This window comes from Pseudomonas sp. PS01298, assembly GCF_029959745.1.
GTDB classification, from domain to species: Bacteria; Pseudomonadota; Gammaproteobacteria; order Pseudomonadales; family Pseudomonadaceae; genus Aquipseudomonas; species Aquipseudomonas aylmerensis.
This window is the reverse complement of the sequence record NZ_JASCPP010000029.1, coordinates 43134-59950: the sequence shown is the minus strand read 5'-3', so window position 1 is coordinate 59950 and position 16817 is coordinate 43134. Positions and strand designations below refer to the sequence as shown.

Annotated in this window: 11 protein-coding genes; 6 read left to right on the top strand and 5 right to left on the bottom strand. The window is 63.9% G+C overall.

The features are described from left to right. Positions 1-122: 122 nt before the first annotated feature. The gene (locus tag QMX97_RS13100; protein WP_083221509.1) at positions 123-1007 is read right to left on the bottom strand and encodes a sugar nucleotide-binding protein; all 885 of its coding nucleotides are present in this window, start codon (positions 1005-1007) and stop codon (positions 123-125) included. A 166-nt stretch (positions 1008-1173) separates the two neighbouring features. Between QMX97_RS13100 and QMX97_RS13095 the strand changes: the two genes are divergently transcribed. Next, entirely contained in the window at positions 1174-5421 is a 4248-nt protein-coding gene (locus QMX97_RS13095) for a DEAD/DEAH box helicase (protein ID WP_282397042.1), read from the top strand. 117 nt (positions 5422-5538) lie between these two features. On the opposite strand, the gene QMX97_RS13090 is transcribed toward QMX97_RS13095, so the two are convergent. Continuing rightward, complete coding sequence (locus QMX97_RS13090) at positions 5539-7644, bottom strand: mechanosensitive ion channel domain-containing protein (RefSeq protein WP_106802503.1); 2106 nt, start codon at positions 7642-7644, stop codon at positions 5539-5541. Between the two features lie 177 nt (positions 7645-7821). Between QMX97_RS13090 and QMX97_RS13085 the strand changes: the two genes are divergently transcribed. The 5 genes from QMX97_RS13085 (at position 7822) to QMX97_RS13065 (ending at position 13648) form a co-directional block, all read left to right on the top strand. Continuing rightward, positions 7822-9024, top strand: coding sequence for an MFS transporter (locus QMX97_RS13085; protein ID WP_106802502.1), 1203 nt, complete (start codon positions 7822-7824; stop codon positions 9022-9024). A gap of 719 nt (positions 9025-9743) precedes the next feature. Further along, on the top strand, positions 9744-10670 hold the full coding sequence (locus tag QMX97_RS13080) for a DUF72 domain-containing protein (RefSeq protein WP_282397041.1): 927 nt from the start codon (positions 9744-9746) through the stop codon (positions 10668-10670). Then, positions 10667-11443, top strand: a complete 777-nt coding sequence (locus QMX97_RS13075) for an endonuclease/exonuclease/phosphatase family protein (RefSeq protein ID WP_106802500.1) — start codon at positions 10667-10669, stop codon at positions 11441-11443. The genes QMX97_RS13080 and QMX97_RS13075 overlap by 4 nt, the downstream gene beginning before the upstream one ends. After that, complete coding sequence (gene clsB / locus QMX97_RS13070) at positions 11440-12702, top strand: cardiolipin synthase ClsB (protein ID WP_201145980.1); 1263 nt, start codon at positions 11440-11442, stop codon at positions 12700-12702. Before QMX97_RS13075 ends, clsB begins: the two co-directional genes overlap by 4 nt. Further along, a complete protein-coding gene (locus QMX97_RS13065) occupies positions 12692-13648 on the top strand; it encodes a lysylphosphatidylglycerol synthase domain-containing protein (RefSeq protein ID WP_282397040.1) in 957 nt (318 codons plus the stop codon). Before clsB ends, QMX97_RS13065 begins: the two co-directional genes overlap by 11 nt. A 109-nt stretch (positions 13649-13757) precedes the next feature. Here QMX97_RS13065 and QMX97_RS13060 read toward each other — a convergent pair whose 3' ends face one another. The 3 genes from QMX97_RS13060 to QMX97_RS13050 all read right to left on the bottom strand — a co-directional run bounded on the left by QMX97_RS13060 (position 13758) and on the right by QMX97_RS13050 (position 16743). After that, positions 13758-14513 (bottom strand): alpha/beta fold hydrolase, encoded by a 756-nt coding sequence (locus QMX97_RS13060; protein ID WP_016969461.1) that lies wholly within the window; start codon positions 14511-14513, stop codon positions 13758-13760. Continuing rightward, positions 14503-15612, bottom strand: a complete 1110-nt coding sequence (locus tag QMX97_RS13055; protein WP_282397039.1) for a DUF3182 family protein — start codon at positions 15610-15612, stop codon at positions 14503-14505. The genes QMX97_RS13060 and QMX97_RS13055 overlap by 11 nt, the downstream gene beginning before the upstream one ends. 171 nt (positions 15613-15783) lie before the next feature. Next, positions 15784-16743, bottom strand: coding sequence for a GlxA family transcriptional regulator (locus QMX97_RS13050; protein ID WP_282397038.1), 960 nt, complete (start codon positions 16741-16743; stop codon positions 15784-15786). Positions 16744-16817 lie beyond the last annotated feature (74 nt).

The following is a 16817-nucleotide window of genomic DNA, read 5'->3' as shown; positions in this document are numbered from 1 at the left end:
GTGCAGGAGCTGGCTTGCCTGCGATAGCATCGCCTCGGTGCAACTGACAGACCGAGGCGATTTTATCGCGGGCAAGCCCGGCTCCCACACCCGCCCGCTCCCACGTTGGTTTTGGGGTTGGGTCAGCCGTGCCGGTAGAACCGATCCAGCAACGCCGGCAACCCCGCCCGCCACGCCCGTGGCTTGATGCCGAAGGTGTGGAGGATTTTCTTGCAGGCGAGCACCGCGTGCTGCGGTTCGTCGCCGGCATCCGGCCGGGCCGCGTGGGCCTGGGCGGTGGGCGCCTCGATAGCCAGCGGGTGGAAATTGCGCGCCTCGGTCAGGATCGCCTGGCCCAGGGCCAGCGGCGTGGTCGCCTCATGCCCGGCGTAGTGGTAAGTGCCCCACAGCGGCGCGGCACAATCGAGTTGCTTGAGCACCGAGATGATCACCCGCGCGGCGTCGTCCACCGGCGTCGGGTTGCCGCGACGGTCATCTGCCATCAGCAATTCATCCGGCTTCTCGGCCCGCGCGAGGAAGCGCCCGAGCGTGCCGTCGATGCTGTCATCCAGCAGCCAGCCAAAGCGCAGCAGCACATGCTGCGGGCACGTGGCGCGCACACTTTGCTCGATACGCCACAGCGCCTGGCCGCGCAGGCCCAAGGGCACCGGCTCGTCTTTTTCGCTGTAGGCGGTGGCGCGGGAGCCATCGAACACGCGGTAGCTGGACGGTTGCAGCAAGGTGATGTTGTGGTGCTGGCACAGTTCGGCCAGGCGTTCGATGGCGAACTCCTGGGCAGCCAGGCGGGTTTCGCTGACAGCCTCGGCCTGGAACCAGTCGAAATAGTAGGCGAGGTTGATCAACGCATCGGGACGGGTGTCGTCGAGCAATTGGGTGAGGCTTGCGGCATCCCAGCCGTCGGTGGGCGGTTTGGGTGCGAGGAAACCAATGTCTTCCTCTGCACCGAGGCGAATCAGCGCCTGCCCGAGGGCATTCCCGCCGCCCAGTAACATAAGGCGCATTCGCATAGATTGAGCAGGCCCGGTCTGTTTGGAACGATGGTTATTGTCGGCAGGCCCGTGAGCCAGCCGTAGGTGTATTCCAGAATCGTTGCATTTTGCGGGTTTGTAGCGCAACCGTCACGGATAAAGTGCGGGGGTTGCAACTTGACCTCATGGGTTGCATATAAGAGTCATGAACCTTCCCGAATCAACGGACACGGTATTGGACGGCTTCCACCCCGCCGTCAGCACCTGGTTCCGCAGCACCTTCCCCTCGGTGACCAGCGCGCAGGCCCAGGCATGGCCGCTGATCCGTCAACGCCGCTCGACCCTGATCGCCGCCCCCACCGGCTCGGGCAAGACGCTGACCGCGTTCCTGGCGGTGCTGGACGACCTCGTCCATCAGGGCCTGGCCCACGGTGGGCAGCTGCCGGACGAAACGCTGGTGGTGTACGTGTCGCCGCTCAAGGCGCTGTCCAACGATATCCAGATCAACCTGCAAACCCCGCTGGCGGGGATCACCGAGCACCTGCAGGCCATGGACCTGCCGCCGCTGGTGATCCGCACCGCCGTACGCACCGGCGACACCCCGCAAAAAGACCGGGCGCTGATGCGCAAGCGCCCGCCGCATATTCTGGTGACCACCCCGGAATCGCTCTACGTGCTGCTGGGCTCGGACTCCGGCCGACAAATGCTGGCCAGCACGCGCACGGTGATCGTCGATGAAATCCACGCGATCGCCGCCGGCAAGCGCGGTAGCCACCTGGCCCTGAGCCTGGAGCGCCTGCAGGGTTTATGCGGCGAACCGCTGACCCGCATCGGCCTGTCGGCCACGCAGAAACCTATCGAGGCCGTGTCGCGCTTTCTGGTCGGCACGGGCCGCTCGTGCGACATCGTCGACATCGGCCATGCCCGCCCCCGCGACCTGGATATCGAAGTGCCGCCGGTGCCGCTGTCGGCAGTGATGGCCAATGATGTCTGGGAGCTGGTCTACGATCGCCTCGCTGCGCTGGCCCGCGAACACCGCACCACGCTGATTTTCGTCAACACCCGGCGCCTGGCCGAGCGCCTGGCCCGACACTTGAGCGAGCGCCTGGGCAAGAACGCTGTCGCCGCCCACCACGGCAGCCTGGCCAAGGAACTGCGCCTGGACGCCGAGCAACGGCTCAAGGCCGGCGCGCTGCAAGTGCTGATCGCCACCGCCTCGCTGGAGCTGGGGATTGATATCGGTGACGTCGACCTGGTGTGTCAGATCGGCTCGCCAGGGTCCATCAACGGCTTTCTGCAACGGGTCGGGCGCTCCGGCCACCAGGTTGGCGGCACGCCCAAGGGCCGTCTGTTCGCCACCACCCGCGATGACCTGATCGAATGCGCCGCCCTGCTCGACTGCGTACGCCGGGGCGAACTCGACACGTTGCACATTCCCGTGGCGCCGTTGGACGTGCTGGCCCAGCAGATCATCGCCGAGGTCAGCGCCCAGGAGTGGTCGGAAGCGGCGCTGCTGGCGCTGATTCGCCGCGCGGCGCCATATGCCGACCTGGATGAGCGCCACTACCAGGCGCTGCTGCAGATGCTCGCCGACGGCTACAACGGTCGCCAGGGCATCCACAGCGCCTACCTGCACCGCGACGCCGTGACCCATACCCTGCGCGGCCGCCGGGGCGCCCGGCTGACCGCCGTGACCAGCGGCGGCACCATCCCGGACAATGCCGACTACAGCGTGTTGCTGGAGCCGCAGAGCCTGAACATCGGCAGCGTCAACGAAGACTTCGCGGTGGAAAGTATCGCCGGGGATATCTTCCAACTCGGTAATACGTCCTACAGGATTTTGCGGGTCGAGGCCGGCAAGGTGCGCGTCGAGGATGCCCACGGCCAGCCACCGACCATTCCGTTCTGGCTCGGCGAGGCGCCGGGGCGCAGCCATGAATTGTCGGCGGCCGTGGCACGTTTGCAGGGGCAGCTGGACTCGCTGCTCAGCGCCAGCCCCGGTGACCTGCAACCGGCGCAGGACTGGCTCACCGACACCCTCGGCCTGAACCGCGCCAGCGCCGAACAGATCCTCGACTACCTGGCCCGTGCGCGCCTGGCACTCAGCGCGTTGCCGTCCCAGGACACGTTGATCATGGAGCGGTTTTTCGACGAGTCCGGTTGCACCCAACTGATCATCCACACGCCGTTCGGCAGCCGCATCAACCGCGCCTGGGGCCTGGCCCTGCGCAAGCGTTTTTGCCGTACGTTCAACTTCGAGCTGCAGGCGGCGGCCAGCGAAAATGCCATCGTGCTGTCGCTGTCCACCAGCCACAGTTTCGAGCTGGACGAAGTGTGGCGCTATCTCAACAGCCACAGCGCCGAACACCTGCTGATCCAGGCGGTGCTGGACGCGCCGCTGTTCGGCGTGCGCTGGCGCTGGAATGCCGGCGTGGCCCTGGCGCTGCCGCGTTATACCGGCGGGCGCAAGGTCGCGCCGCAAATCCAGCGCATGAAGAGCGAAGACCTGATCGCCAGCGTGTTCCCCGACCAGATCGCCTGCCTGGAAAACCTTGCCGGCGAACGCGAAGTGCCCGCGCATCCGCTGGTGGAACAAACCCTCGATGACTGTCTGCACGAAGCCATGGACAGCGACGGTTGGCTGGCCCTGCTGCGGCGCATGGAGAGCGGCGACGTGCGCTTGATCAGCCGTGACCTGCCGGCGCCCTCGCCGATGGCCGCGGAAATCCTCAGCGCGCGCCCCTACACTTTTCTCGACGATGCCCCGTTGGAAGAGCGTCGCACCCAGGCCGTGCTCAACCGGCGCTGGAGCGACCCGCAGAGCACCGACGACCTTGGCGCACTGGATGCGGACGCCATCGCCGGGGTCCGCGAAGAAGCCTGGCCTGCGCCCCACAGCCTGGATGAAATGCATGAGGCGTTGATGAGCCTGGCCTGCATCGCCGCTGACGAAGTTACGCCGCAATGGGCGGAGTGGCTGCACGCCTTGGCCAAAGGTGGGCGTGCCTACGCATTGCACAACGGCCTGTGGGTGGCGGTCGAGCGCCTGAGCTGTTTGCAGGCGATTTATCCCAACGGCTTGCCGCTGCTCCCGGGCTTCGATGAGTCCTGGACCTACGACGAAGCGCTGGTGGAAGTGCTGCGCGCACGCCTTGGCGGCTTCGGTCCGCTGACCTTGATCGAGATCGCCGCGCCCCTGGCCTTGCCGGAGGCTGATGTCACGCAGGCGTTGGCCCGCCTGGAGCAGGAAGGCTACGTGCTGCGTGGGCGTTTCAGCCCTGGCGCCGACGCAGAGCAATGGTGCGAACGCCACCTGCTGGCGCGCATTCATCGCTACACGGTCAAGCGCCTGCGCCGGGAAATCGAGCCGGTGGCGCTGCAGGACTTCATGCGTTTCCTGTTCGATTGGCAGCACTTGTCCGAGAGCACCCGAGGCCAGGGCAGCGCGATGTTGGCGCAGATCGTCGGCCAGTTCGAAGGCTACGCCGCTGCCACGTCCGCCTGGGACACTGATTTGCTCAGCGCGCGGCTCAAGGATTATTCCTCCACCTGGCTCGATGAGTTGTGCCGCAGCGGCAAGCTGGTGTGGACGCGTTTGAGCAACAAGGCCAGCGCCATCGCCCTGCGCAGCACGCCGGTGGTGCTGTTGCCGCGCAGCCAGGTGCCGCTTTGGAGCGGGCTGACCGAACTCACCGACAGCACGACGCTGTCGCCCAAGGCGCAGAAAGTCCACCTGGCCCTGCGCGAACATGGCGCGCTGTTTTTTGATGAGCTGGTGCACGAAGCCCACCTGCTGCGCAGCGAACTGGAAGGCGCCTTGCAGGAACTGGTCGGTGCCGGCCTGGTGAATGCCGACAGCTTTGCCGGGCTGCGGGCGTTGACCACGCCGGCGAGCAAACGCCAGGCGCGCAGCAGCCGGCGCGGGCGTGGGGCGTTTGTCGGCGGCATGGACGATGCCGGGCGCTGGGCGCTGATCCGGCGTCCCGCGACCGCCGCCGGCGCGCACTCGGCAGAGACCTTGGAGCATGTGGCGATGACCTTGCTGCGCCGCTACGGCGTGGTGTTCTGGCGGCTGCTGGAGCGCGAGGCGGACTGGTTACCGAGCTGGCGCGAATTGCTGCGTACGTTGCATCGGCTGGAAGCGCGCGGGGAGATTCGCGGCGGGCGCTTTGTCAGTGGCTTGGCGGGGGAACAGTTTGCGTTGCCGGAAGCAATCCCGCTGCTGCGTGAGGTGCGACGGCGCCCGCATGATGGGAGTCTGATTGCCGTGTGCGGGGCCGATCCGCTGAACCTGGTAGGCACGTTGTTGCCCGGCAGCAAAGTGCCGGCGGTCAGCGGCAATCGGATTGTGTACCGCGATGGGTTGCCGGCGGCGGTGATGGTCGCGGGCAAGCAGCAGGTGTTGCTGGAGGTGGACCCGCAGGCGGTGCAGGAGAAGTTGATCAGGCATTAGGGATGCCTGGTCTGACGCCATCGCAGGCAAGCCAGCGCCCACATTTGAACGAGTTCACACGGTCGACAATGTGGGCGCCGGGCCTGCCCGCGATGAGGCCAGCCCGGGCGACATCAATCACTGGGTACGCGGCTGCTCCGTCAGCACCACCGACGCCGGCACTTCGTCATCCGGCTCATCCACTGGGGCTGTGCGCTTGGGCAGCAGCACCTGCTGTGGATAAGTCTGCGCGAAGTGCACCTCATCACAGTTATCCACAAGCTTTTTCAGGCGCTGGTTGAACGCGCGACTGACTGCATATTGCCCACCCGACACGGTGCGGAATTGCGCGGTGAGTACCACGCCATTGAGGTCCATCTTGTCGACGCCAAACACCTCCAGCGGCCCTTGCAGGTTGTACTTGAGGAACACGTCGTCGCGGATCGACTGCCCGGCTTCGCGGATCAGCTCCACGGCCTTATCCACATCGGTGTCGTAAGTGAACTGCACCGAGAAGAACGCATAAGCAAACTGGCGTGACTGGTTGGTGACCGCCTTGATCTGCCCGAACGGCACCGAGTGCACGAAGCCCTTGCCGTCGCGCAGGCGCAGGGTGCGGATGGTCAGGCCTTCGACGGTGCCCGCATGGCCGGAGTCGAGCACCACCCAGTCGCCGATGGACAGTGTGTCTTCGATGATGATGAACAGGCCGGTGATCACGTCCTGCACCAATTGCTGGGAGCCGAAACCAATCGCCAGGCCGACCACACCGGCACCCGCCAGCAGCGGCGCGACGTTGATGCCCAGGTTGGCCATGGTGGTGATCGCGCAGATCACCACCAGGATGATTTTCACCGCATTGCGCAGCAGCGGCAGGATGGTCTTGACCCGCGTGCTGGGCTGACGGCTGGAGCGTTTGTTCACCGGTGGCTTCAGCGCTTCCTGGATCGCGGTGTCGAGCACCACCCAGAACAGCCACGTCACCAGCAGGATCAGCCCGATGCTGCTGAGCGAGTCGCTGATGGCGCGGCCCACCGAATTGCGCTGGGCGAATTCGAACAGCGAGACACCCCAGATACGCCCGAGGATTTCGATAAAGGCGATCGCCATGGCGATGCGCAGGATCGCGTGCAGCAGGCTGAGGAAGCGCTCCTTGTAGGCACTGCTACGCTGGATCGCCACCTGGCTGCGCGACTTGAACAGGTGTTGCAGCACGGTGCTGAGGAACACCGTGCCGATCAACAGGATGGTGGTGAACAGCGCGCAACGGAGGGCCTTCTGGTTGTCATCACCGGCGCCGATCAGGTTGATTGCCGAGACCAGCACCATCAACAGGATCGGCCAGTACCACAGCCCCGAAAACACCCGCAGCGACTGTTGCAGCGCCGGGTGTTTCAGGCGCTGGGCCAAGGGTCGGTTGCGGATCAGGTGCGCCACCGGGCGGCGCAGGCGCACCACCAGCACGCCGAAGATCACCGCGGCAAACAGGCCGGTAAACACCGCGATGCTGCTGGTGATATTGCCACCGAGCTGACGGGCGATCTGCGGGCTGGTCAGCGCATCACTGAGGGCAGCGAGGAAGCCGATCAGGAACAGCGGCTTGGGGCAGTAACCGCGAATGATCTGCACCGCCGGGCGCTTGTGCCCTACGTTGAACATCACGATGACGCACAGCAGCATCGAGGTCGAGAAGATGCCGCTGCTGGTGGCGTAGGCAAAACACAGCGCCAGCGCGCGACCGATAGAGGTGGGTAAAAAATGGCTGACGTAGAGGGTCAGCGGCAGGCAGATCAGCGCGGGGATCGTGTAGGGCAGCACATACCCGAGCACCGCCTGCAATCGCTTGCGCTGCTGAATGAACGTGCGCTGGCTCAGGCGCCGTACGCTGAAGCGCGCAAGCAACGTCAACACCGCGAAGGCGCCTATCCACACACCCGACAGCAACAGGAAATCCCCGGCGACGCTCCACGGCGAGCGCTCGGCCGTCTGATCGACCAGCCGGCCGACTTCATCCGCGGCGCGGTCGGCACGCAAACGCCATTCATCGATCAGGTTCTGATTGAGGTCGAGCTTCTCCTGCACGTCATCGATGCTGGAGCTGATGGCACCGAGCAGGCCGCCTTCGACGAGCAATTCCGGCTTGGCCGGCGCTTCGGGTTCAGGCGCGGTGGCCGCGGCTTGCAGTGCGCCGCTGCCACAAAACAGCAGCGCGCCGAGCAGTAATGCAGTCTTGAGATTCAGCAAAACGCCGGGCCTCCATCAACAGGGTGTGTAAGGAACTGACGGGTTTGAACCCTGATCGTTCCCCTGTTTCGAGATCTTTGACCTGTAGGCAAATATCAAATGCCGATCCCTGGCTTTTTCCGCACAGGCCAAAACCAGACACTGCGCTCCTGAATGAAACCCACCGGAGTTGCAGCCATGCCCATTGCCTTGCTCGCGCTGACCCTCAGCGCCTTCGCCATCGGGACGACCGAGTTCGTCATCGTTGGCCTGTTACCCACCATCGGCGCCGACCTGGGTGTCGACCTGCCGTCCGCCGGCCTGTTGGTCAGCCTCTACGCCCTGGGCGTGGCCATCGGCGCGCCGGTGCTGACCGCGCTCACCGGCAAGGTGCCGCGCAAATTCCTGCTGCTGTCGCTGATGGTGCTGTTCACCCTTGGCAACTTGCTGGCCTGGCAGGCGCCGAGTTATGAATCGCTGGTGCTGGCGCGGATCGTTACCGGCCTGGCCCACGGGGTGTTTTTCTCGATCGGCTCGACCATCGCCACCAGCCTGGTGCCCAAGGAAAAGGCCGCCAGCGCGATTGCCATCATGTTTACCGGCCTCACCGTCGCCCTGGTCACGGGTGTGCCGCTGGGCACCTTTATCGGCCAGCACTTCGGCTGGCGCGAAACCTTCCTCGCCGTGTCCGCCCTGGGTGTGATCGCGTTTATCGGCAGCCTGATCTACGTGCCCAAGCACATCGCCCACAGCAAACCCGCGTCGCTGCTGCAACAACTGCAAGTGCTCAAGCAACCGCGTTTGCTGCTGGTGTACGCGATGACAGCCGTCGGCTACGGTGGCTCGTTTATCGCGTTTACCTTCCTGGCGCCGATCCTTCAGGACATCTCCGGCTTCAGCGCCGGCACGGTCAGCCTGGTGCTGCTGGTGTATGGCATCTCGGTCGCGGCCGGGAATATCTGGGGCGGCAAGCTGGCGGATAAACGCGGCCCGATCAGCGCGTTGAAAATCATCTTTGCCCTGCTCGCGGCCGTGCTGTTTGTCCTGACGATGACCGCCAGCAATCCTTGGCTGGCCCTGGCCACCGTGCTGGTGTGGGGCGCGGTCGCCTTCGGCAACGTGCCCGGCCTGCAGGTGTATGTGGTGCGCCAGGCCGAACATCACACGCCGAATGCGGTGGACGTGGCGTCGGGGCTGAATATCGCCGCGTTCAACCTGGGAATCGCCGGTGGTGCCTGGGCGGGTGGATTGATCGTGGCCCATATGGGCCTGATCCACACGGCGTGGATTGGCGGGCTGGTGGTGCTGGTGGCCCTGGCGCTGACCGCGTGGAGTGGCCGGCTGGACCGCCTTGGTCCGGTGTATCCCGAGAGTTCGACACGCAGTGTGGTCGGGCACTGATCCGGTAGCACCTTCAATCCCATGTGGGAGCTGGCTTGCCGGCGATGGCGGTGGGTCAGTCGATGAATTCATTGCTGACAAATCGCTATCGCAGGCAAGCCACACAGTTTTTACCGGGCGCTGATCCGGCAACACCTTCAATCCCACAGTTTTTTTCCGGGCACTGATCCGGCCACGCCTAAATCCCATGTGGGAGCTGGCTTGCCTGCGATGGCGATGGGGCAGTCGATGAATTGATTGCTGACAGATTGCTATCGCAGGCAAGCCAGCTCCCACAGTTTTTACCGAGCAATGATCCGGTAACACCTTCAATCCCACAGTTTTTTTCCGGGCACTGATTCGGCCACGCCTAAATCCCATGTGGGAGCTGGCTTGCCGGCGATGGCGGTGGGTCAGTCGATGAATTGATTGCTGACAGATTGCCTTCGCGAGCAAACCCGCTCCCACAGTTTTTTACCGAGCACTGATCCGGTAACACCTTCAATCCCACAGTTTTTCCGGGCACTGATCCGGCCACGCCTCAACCCCATGTGGGAGCTGGCTTGCCTGCGATGGCGGTGGGTCAGTCGATGAATTGATTGCTGACAGATTGCCTTCGCGAGCAAGCCCGCTCCCACAGTTTTAGCCGGTGCCGTCTGTAGGACCGTGGAAACTTTCGCGCAAATAGCGCAGTCATTCCAGAACGGAGGTCACTCGACCCACCATTCACGGGAGTCACCATGGCGGCGATTCATATCGGCATTTCCGGCTGGCGCTACACGCCCTGGCGCGGGGATTTCTACCCCGAGGGGCTGACCCAGAAACGCGAGTTGCAGTTTGCATCACGTGCCGTCAACAGCATTGAAATCAATGGCTCGTTCTACGCGCTGCAAACCCCCAAGCGCTACGCCGAGTGGTACGCCGACACCCCTGAAGACTTCATGTTCAGCGTCAAGGCACCGCGCTATATCACGCATATCCTGCGCCTGCGGGAGGTGCACAAGCCAATGGCGAATTTCTTCGCCTCCGGGGTACTGGAGCTGCAGGAAAAACTTGGCCCCATCCTTTGGCAATTTCCGCCCAGCTTCACCTTCGACCCACCGCTGTTCGAAGCCTTCCTCGCCGATTTGCCCACTGACACGCTGCAAGCCGCGACCATCGCCCGCCAGCATGAGCCACGCCTGAACGGCAAGGCGAGCCTGCAGGCTCATGGCAAGCGCGCCCTGCGTCATGCGGTGGAGATCCGGCACAAGAGTTTTGCGGTGCCTGAGTTTGTGCAGATGCTGGCTCGGCACGGCGTGGCCCTGGTGGTGGCGGACACCGCCGGCAAGTGGCCGTACCTCGAAGACGTCACCGCCAATTTCCTCTACCTGCGTTTGCATGGCGACAAGCAGCTGTACGCCAGCGGCTACACCGATGAAGCCCTCGAGCGCTGGGGTGATCGCATCGAGCGCTGGGCACACGGCAAGCAGCCGGCGGATGCGCACCTGGTCGACCCGCAGCGCAAGCCCGCCGCGCGCAAGCAGCGCGAGGTCTTCTGTTTTTTCGACAACGACATCAAGGTCCGGGCGCCCTTCGATGCCCGCCAGTTGCTCGGGCGTTTCGGGCTGGATAAGCACCTCCTCACCGAACCCGGCAAGTTGCCGGAACCCGGGGTGTTGCCATGACACAGCCGGAATGGGTACCCATCGCCCCCACCACCGCGATAACGCGTTTTACCGTGTTGACGGTGAATATTCACAAGGGCTTCACTGCGCTGAATCGGCGTTTCATCCTGCCCGAGTTGCGTGAAGCGGTGCGCAGTATCGGTGCCGACATGGTGTTCCTGCAGGAAATCCATGGCACCCACGAGCGCCATCCCCAGCGCTATAGCGACTGGCCGAACATGCCGCAGTACGAGTTCCTCGCCGACAGCATCTGGCCGCAGTTCGCCTACGGGCGCAACGCGGTCTACCCGCATGGCGACCACGGCAATGCGCTGCTGTCGAAATTCCAGATCGTGCGCTACGACAACCTCGACATTTCGCAAAGCGGGCATGAAAACCGTGGCCTGTTGCATTGCGTGCTGCGCCTGCCGGGCACCGGCCAAGAGGTACACGCGATCTGCATTCACCTGGGCCTGCGCGAGGTGCATCGCCAGCAGCAATTGCGTTTGCTGGAGCAGCGCATCCGCGAGATTCCGGCCGATGCACCGTTGGTGGTTGCCGGCGATTTCAACGACTGGCGCCAGCGTGCCGATCTCAGCCAGAGCGGCCTGAAGGAAGTGTTCATCGAAACCCACGGCAAACCCGCACGCACCTTCCCGGCGCGCCTGCCATTGCTGCCGCTGGACCGCATTTATGTGCGCAACGTGAAGGTGCATAACCCGCGAGTGCTCACTGCCCGCCCCTGGTCACATTTGTCAGATCACGCGCCCCTGTCGGTGGAGATTGAGCTATGAACGTTGCCGTGGAACACATCGCTACCGATCAGCCGCCGGATGAAGCCAAGGCCCGCGACCTGGATTACGGCTGGCAGAGCGACAACCGGGTCGAGTTGCTGGAGAACGGCGAGGCGTATTTCCCTCGGGTCTTCGAAGCGATGCGTGAAGCGCATCGGGAGATCCTGCTGGAGACCTTTATCCTTTTCGAAGACAAGGTCGGCCACGAGCTGCAGGGCATCCTCATCGAGGCGGCGCAACGCGGGGTCAAGGTGGTCGTAAGCCTGGATGGTTTTGGCTGCGGCGAGCTGAGCCCGGGGTTTCTCGGTGAGCTGGCGGAGGCAGGAGTGACGGTGCAGATGTTTGACCCGGCGTCCAAGACACTGGGCATCCGCACCAACTGGTTTCGCCGCCTGCACCGCAAGATTGTGGTGGTGGATGCGGCCGTGGCGTTTATCGGCGGGATCAATTTTTCCGCCGACCATCTGGGCGATTTCGGCCCCGAGGCCAAGCAGGATTACGCGGTGCAGGTGACGGGCCCGGCGGTGGCCGACCTGCATCATTTCGCCCTCGCGCAAAGCGGTCGACAGGTCCGCACACGCCGCGGTTGGCGCCGGCGCCAGCAACGCCCTTCGCTGTGGGCCACCGAGAAAGGCAAAGGCCTGGTGCGCCTGATCTATCGCGACAACGTCCAGCATCGCGACGACATCGAAGAGGCGTATATCCACGCCCTGAGCAAGGCGCAGAAACGCGTGGTGATCGCCAACGCGTATTTCTTCCCCGGCTACCGCCTGCTGCGCGAGATTCGTAACGCCGCGCGCCGTGGCGTGCACGTGCAACTGATCATGCAGGGCCAGCCTGACGTGCTGCTGGCCAAGCTGGCTGCGCGCATGCTCTACGACTACCTGCTCAAGGACGGTGTGGTGATTCACGAGTATTGCCAGCGGCCACTGCACGGCAAGGTCGCGCTGGTGGATGACGAATGGAGCACCGTCGGTTCGAGCAACCTCGACCCGCTGAGCCTGTCGTTGAACCTGGAAGCCAATGTGCTGATTCGTGACCGCGCCTTCAACCAGCAGCTCTACGAGCGCCTGGAAGTACTCGCTGACACGCATTGCCGGACCATGCCGGAGAACCGCAAGCCGCGCCTGTGGCTGTGGCGGCTGACCGTGGGTTTCCTGGTGTTCCATGTGATGCGCCACTTCCCCGCGCTGACGGGCTGGTTGCCGGCGCACAAGCCCCGCCTGAAACCTTTCGAGCGTTCGCCCCATGACGTCTGAAGCCAGCGGTTCTCGGTTCGCGCGCTGGAAGAAACCGCTGACTGTCGCGTTCTTCCTGTTGTTGATCGCGCTGTTCACACTGCTCGCCCGGCGCATCGACTGGAGCGAGGTGTTCGAGACCCTCGGCAATTTCAAGGTGCGCACGCTGATCATCGCGGGGGGGCTGACAGCGTGCAGCTTTGTCGTCTACGCCTGCTTCGACCTGATCGGCCGCACCTACATCCGTCAGCCCCTGCGCTGGAAACAGATCCTGCCAGTGGGCATCATCAGCTATGCGTTCAACCTCAACCTGAGCGCCTGGGTCGGCGGCATCGCGATGCGCTATCGGCTGTATTCGCGGCTGGGGGTGAGCACTGGCAACATCGCCAAGATCCTCGGCCTGAGCCTGGCCACCAATTGGTTTGGCTATATGGCCTTGGCCGGGGTGGTGTTCAGCAGCGGTTTGGTGACGATGCCGCCAGGGTGGAAAGTCAGCAGCGGTGCCTTGCAGGGCATTGGTGTGTTGCTGGTCCTGGCCAGCCTGGGGTATCTGGCTGCCTGCCAGTTTTCGAAAAAGCGCGCCTGGTCGATTCGCGGGATCGAGATCAACCTGCCGTCGCTGCGCATGGCATGCCTGCAATTGGCGCTGGGGGCGTTGAACTGGTCGTTGATGGCAGCGGTGATTTTCACCTTGCTGCCGGCGAAGCTGGATTATCCGCTCGTGCTCGGCGTGTTACTGATCAGCGCGATTGCCGGCGTGATCACGCATATCCCCGCCGGGCTGGGCGTGCTGGAGGCGGTGTTTATTGCCCTGCTGCAACATGAAGCCTCGCGCGGCAGTTTGCTTGCCGGGCTGATTGCCTACCGCGCGATCTACTTTATTCTGCCGCTGCTGATCGCGCTGGTGATGTACGTCGGTGTCGAGGCGAAGGCCAAGGCGTTGCGGGTGAAGAAGACACCGGTTTGAGAAAGATGTTGCCGGGTGGATCGCTATCGTTGGCAAGCCAGCGCCTACATTGCGATGCGTTCCCCTGTAGGTGTCGGCTTGCCAGCGATAGCGATCAAAAGAACATCCCCTATTGAGACTGGATGATGCTCAACCGCTCGCCCACCACCATCTCGGTAATCCAGTCCACCAGGATCGAGGTGTAGGCCTGCTGGGACACTGGATCGCTAAGGGAGTGATCCGCGCCATCGATGATGCGGTGAGTCAGCGAGTGCGTCTGCTGGCAGGCCGCGCGGTAGCTCATGATGGTCGCATGGGGCACATGGTCGTCGGTTTCCGATTCGACGATCAGCACATCCCCGGTGAATTGCGCGCAGGCATGCAGCGCGCGATTGGTCTCAGCGTGGACCAGCGTGCTGCGGTAATCCATCAGGTCGGCCTTGTCCAAATCGCGCTTGGGCTTGAGCCATTCCTGATCGCGATACAGCGCCGGCACACGCAGCGCCAGCCAGCGCACCGGGCGCAACGAGGTCAGAATCGCCGCCAGGTAACCGCCGTAGCTGGTGCCCACGACCGCCACTGCGGAGGTGTCGATGGCCGGGTGCGAGAGCAGCCGGTCATAGGCTGCCAGCAGGTCGCGCAGGTTGTCTTCGCGGGTGACGCGCGACAACGGGATACCGGTGCCGGCATGCCCCCGCAGGTCGAAGGTCAGGCACACGCAGCCGAGGCCGGCGATGCCTTTGGCACGCTCCAGGTCGCGCTCCTGGCTACCGCCCCAGCCGTGCACAAACAACACGCCCGGTACTTTGGATTTGGGGCTCAGGAAGGTGGCGCTCATCTGTTCGTCGTCGATATCGATCGCAATGCTTTCGCTTCTAGCCGTCATAAGATTTAACCGTCACGTACTTGAGAAGAAACTCGCTGTTTTCCGCCGGGCCGCGGTACACCTCGATGGCATCGGCGGGCAGCGCCTGGTCCACGTAGGTTTCCACCGAGGACACCCGGATCGCGCGCAGGCCGGGGTGGTTGATGAAGCTTTGCAACGCCGCGACTTCCGCGCTGCTGGCCCCGCCCATGCGCCAGGATTGTTCGAGCACGCCACTGCGGCGCTGGCCGTCACTGTCCAGGCCCTGGGCGATGTCGTAGTTGCGCCGCGAGGCATAGAAGCCAGGGTAGGCCTCATCGGCGGCCGCGTCGAAAACCTGTGCTTGTTCTATGGCTTGGCGCACGTCGTCCGGCAGCGCGAGGGCGAGCAGCTTTTGGTAGTCGCCCGGCACCACGATTAAATCGGAACCGCCGTACACCTCTTCGCCGTGTGCGTCTTGTGTCAGGAACTGCTCGCCGCAATAACTGAGCACGTGCTCGCCAATAAAGCTCTGGCCCACGCTGTGGGTGATGACGTCGTGCAAGTCCTGCTCCAGCACCACGCCGCTCTCAAACAGTTGCGCGGCGTTCGGTCGCGCCAGCACCGCATCAAACGCGTCGAGACTGCGGATCACTTCCTGGCCACGCCCGGCGCAGGCATGCACCGGTTTCAAACGGATCGGGCCGCTGTAGAGCAAGCGTGTCGCGGCTTCGCGTGCATCCTTGAGGGCAAATACGCTGAGGCCGTCGAGCACGACGTCGCGTACCCGCTCGCAGAACAACGGCGACCAACCGGGTGGCGTCACCGCATCCGGGCCCAAAACGCCATGGCTAATGGCTTTGGTGCAGATGAAGTCGTGATCCACATAGCCGCCCCAAAGGTCTTCGGGGCCGTTGACGTTCAGCGCGCGGGCCTGGGCCGCGCCGACCAGGGTCTGCGTGGGCAACAGGTAGAGGGCTCGGTCGGCGTGCTGGTCGGGGTCATAGCTGCCGCCGAACTTCAGCCCGAGGATCTGCGCCAGCCAGCGCGCCAGCGCACGATTGGTTTCCACCTCATGCTGTGGCGCCCCCTCCCGCGTGGAGTGGGCAACTACGAGTTTCTTGCGATTCTTCGGGGTCATGCGTCCCCCTTGGCCTTCCCACCATGTGTGTGGTGGGAAGGTTGCAGGGATCAGGCCAAGGCGGTTTCAAGGAGGATGCGAGTGAAATCAACCGGTTGTCGAAAAAGCGATGGCAGTTGGCCTGTTTGATTCTGCACGACGCCGCCTTGATGCTGCGGCGTTCTGCACGATTCACACGCCGAAACGGTTGCGATAATCGCTGGGGGCCAGGCCAGTGATCTTCTTGAAGATGGCCCGAAATGCACTGGGGTCCTGGTAGCCCACGGTCCAGGCGATATGGTCGATGGTGCCGTTGGTGAATTCCAGCATCTGCCGCGCCTTGCCGACGCGCAGGTGCTGGCAGTATTCGGTAGGTTTCAAGCCGGTGGCGGCGAGAAACCGCCGCAGGAAGGTGCGTTCTTCCAGGCCCGCCTCCTGCGCCATCGCCGCCACCGACACGTCCACTGCGCCACTGGCTTGCAGCCAATGCTGCACCTTGAGGATCGCGCTGTCGCCGTGCCCCAGGATCGGCGCAAAGTTGCTGCCGCATTGGCTGGCGCTGTCACTGTGCTCGATCACCAGGAAGCGCGCGGTACCGGCGGCGATGCTCGGGCCCATCAGGCGATCGACCAGGCGCAGGCCCAGTTCGGACCAGGCCATCAGCCCGGCAGTGGTGATCAGGTCGCCGTCATCGACGATAGGTTTATCGGCCTCCAGGCGCACCGCCGGATACCGTGTGGCGAAGGCACTGGCGGAGGACCAATGGGTGGTGGCGCTGCGCCCGTCCAACAGGCCGCTGCGCGCCAGCATGATCGAGCCGATACACACACCGCCGAGCACAGTGCCCACCGCGTGTTGCTGGCGAATCCACTCGAGCAGCGCGGGCGGTGCCTGTTCTTCGCTGAACTCACCGATTGAAGGCGGCACCAGCAGGGCCATCATCGGTTGCTCAGGGCCGGGGTGAGTGTCGAATACCCGCGCAGGCGTGCCATGGGCATCCACCTGCCAGTGGCTGACCCGCAGCAACGGCAGTTGCGCGGATTGATGCTCGGCAGCAATCCGGTTGGCCACCCCGAACAAATCGGTCAGGCCGTGGACAGCCGCCAACTGCGCACCGTGGTAGATCAACACGCCCAGCTCCACAACCGCCATTGTCAGTTTTCCCCCTGTTATTGTCGGTGCAGCCAATCCCGCGCGCCGGCGCCAGCTAACATACTGGCCCCATC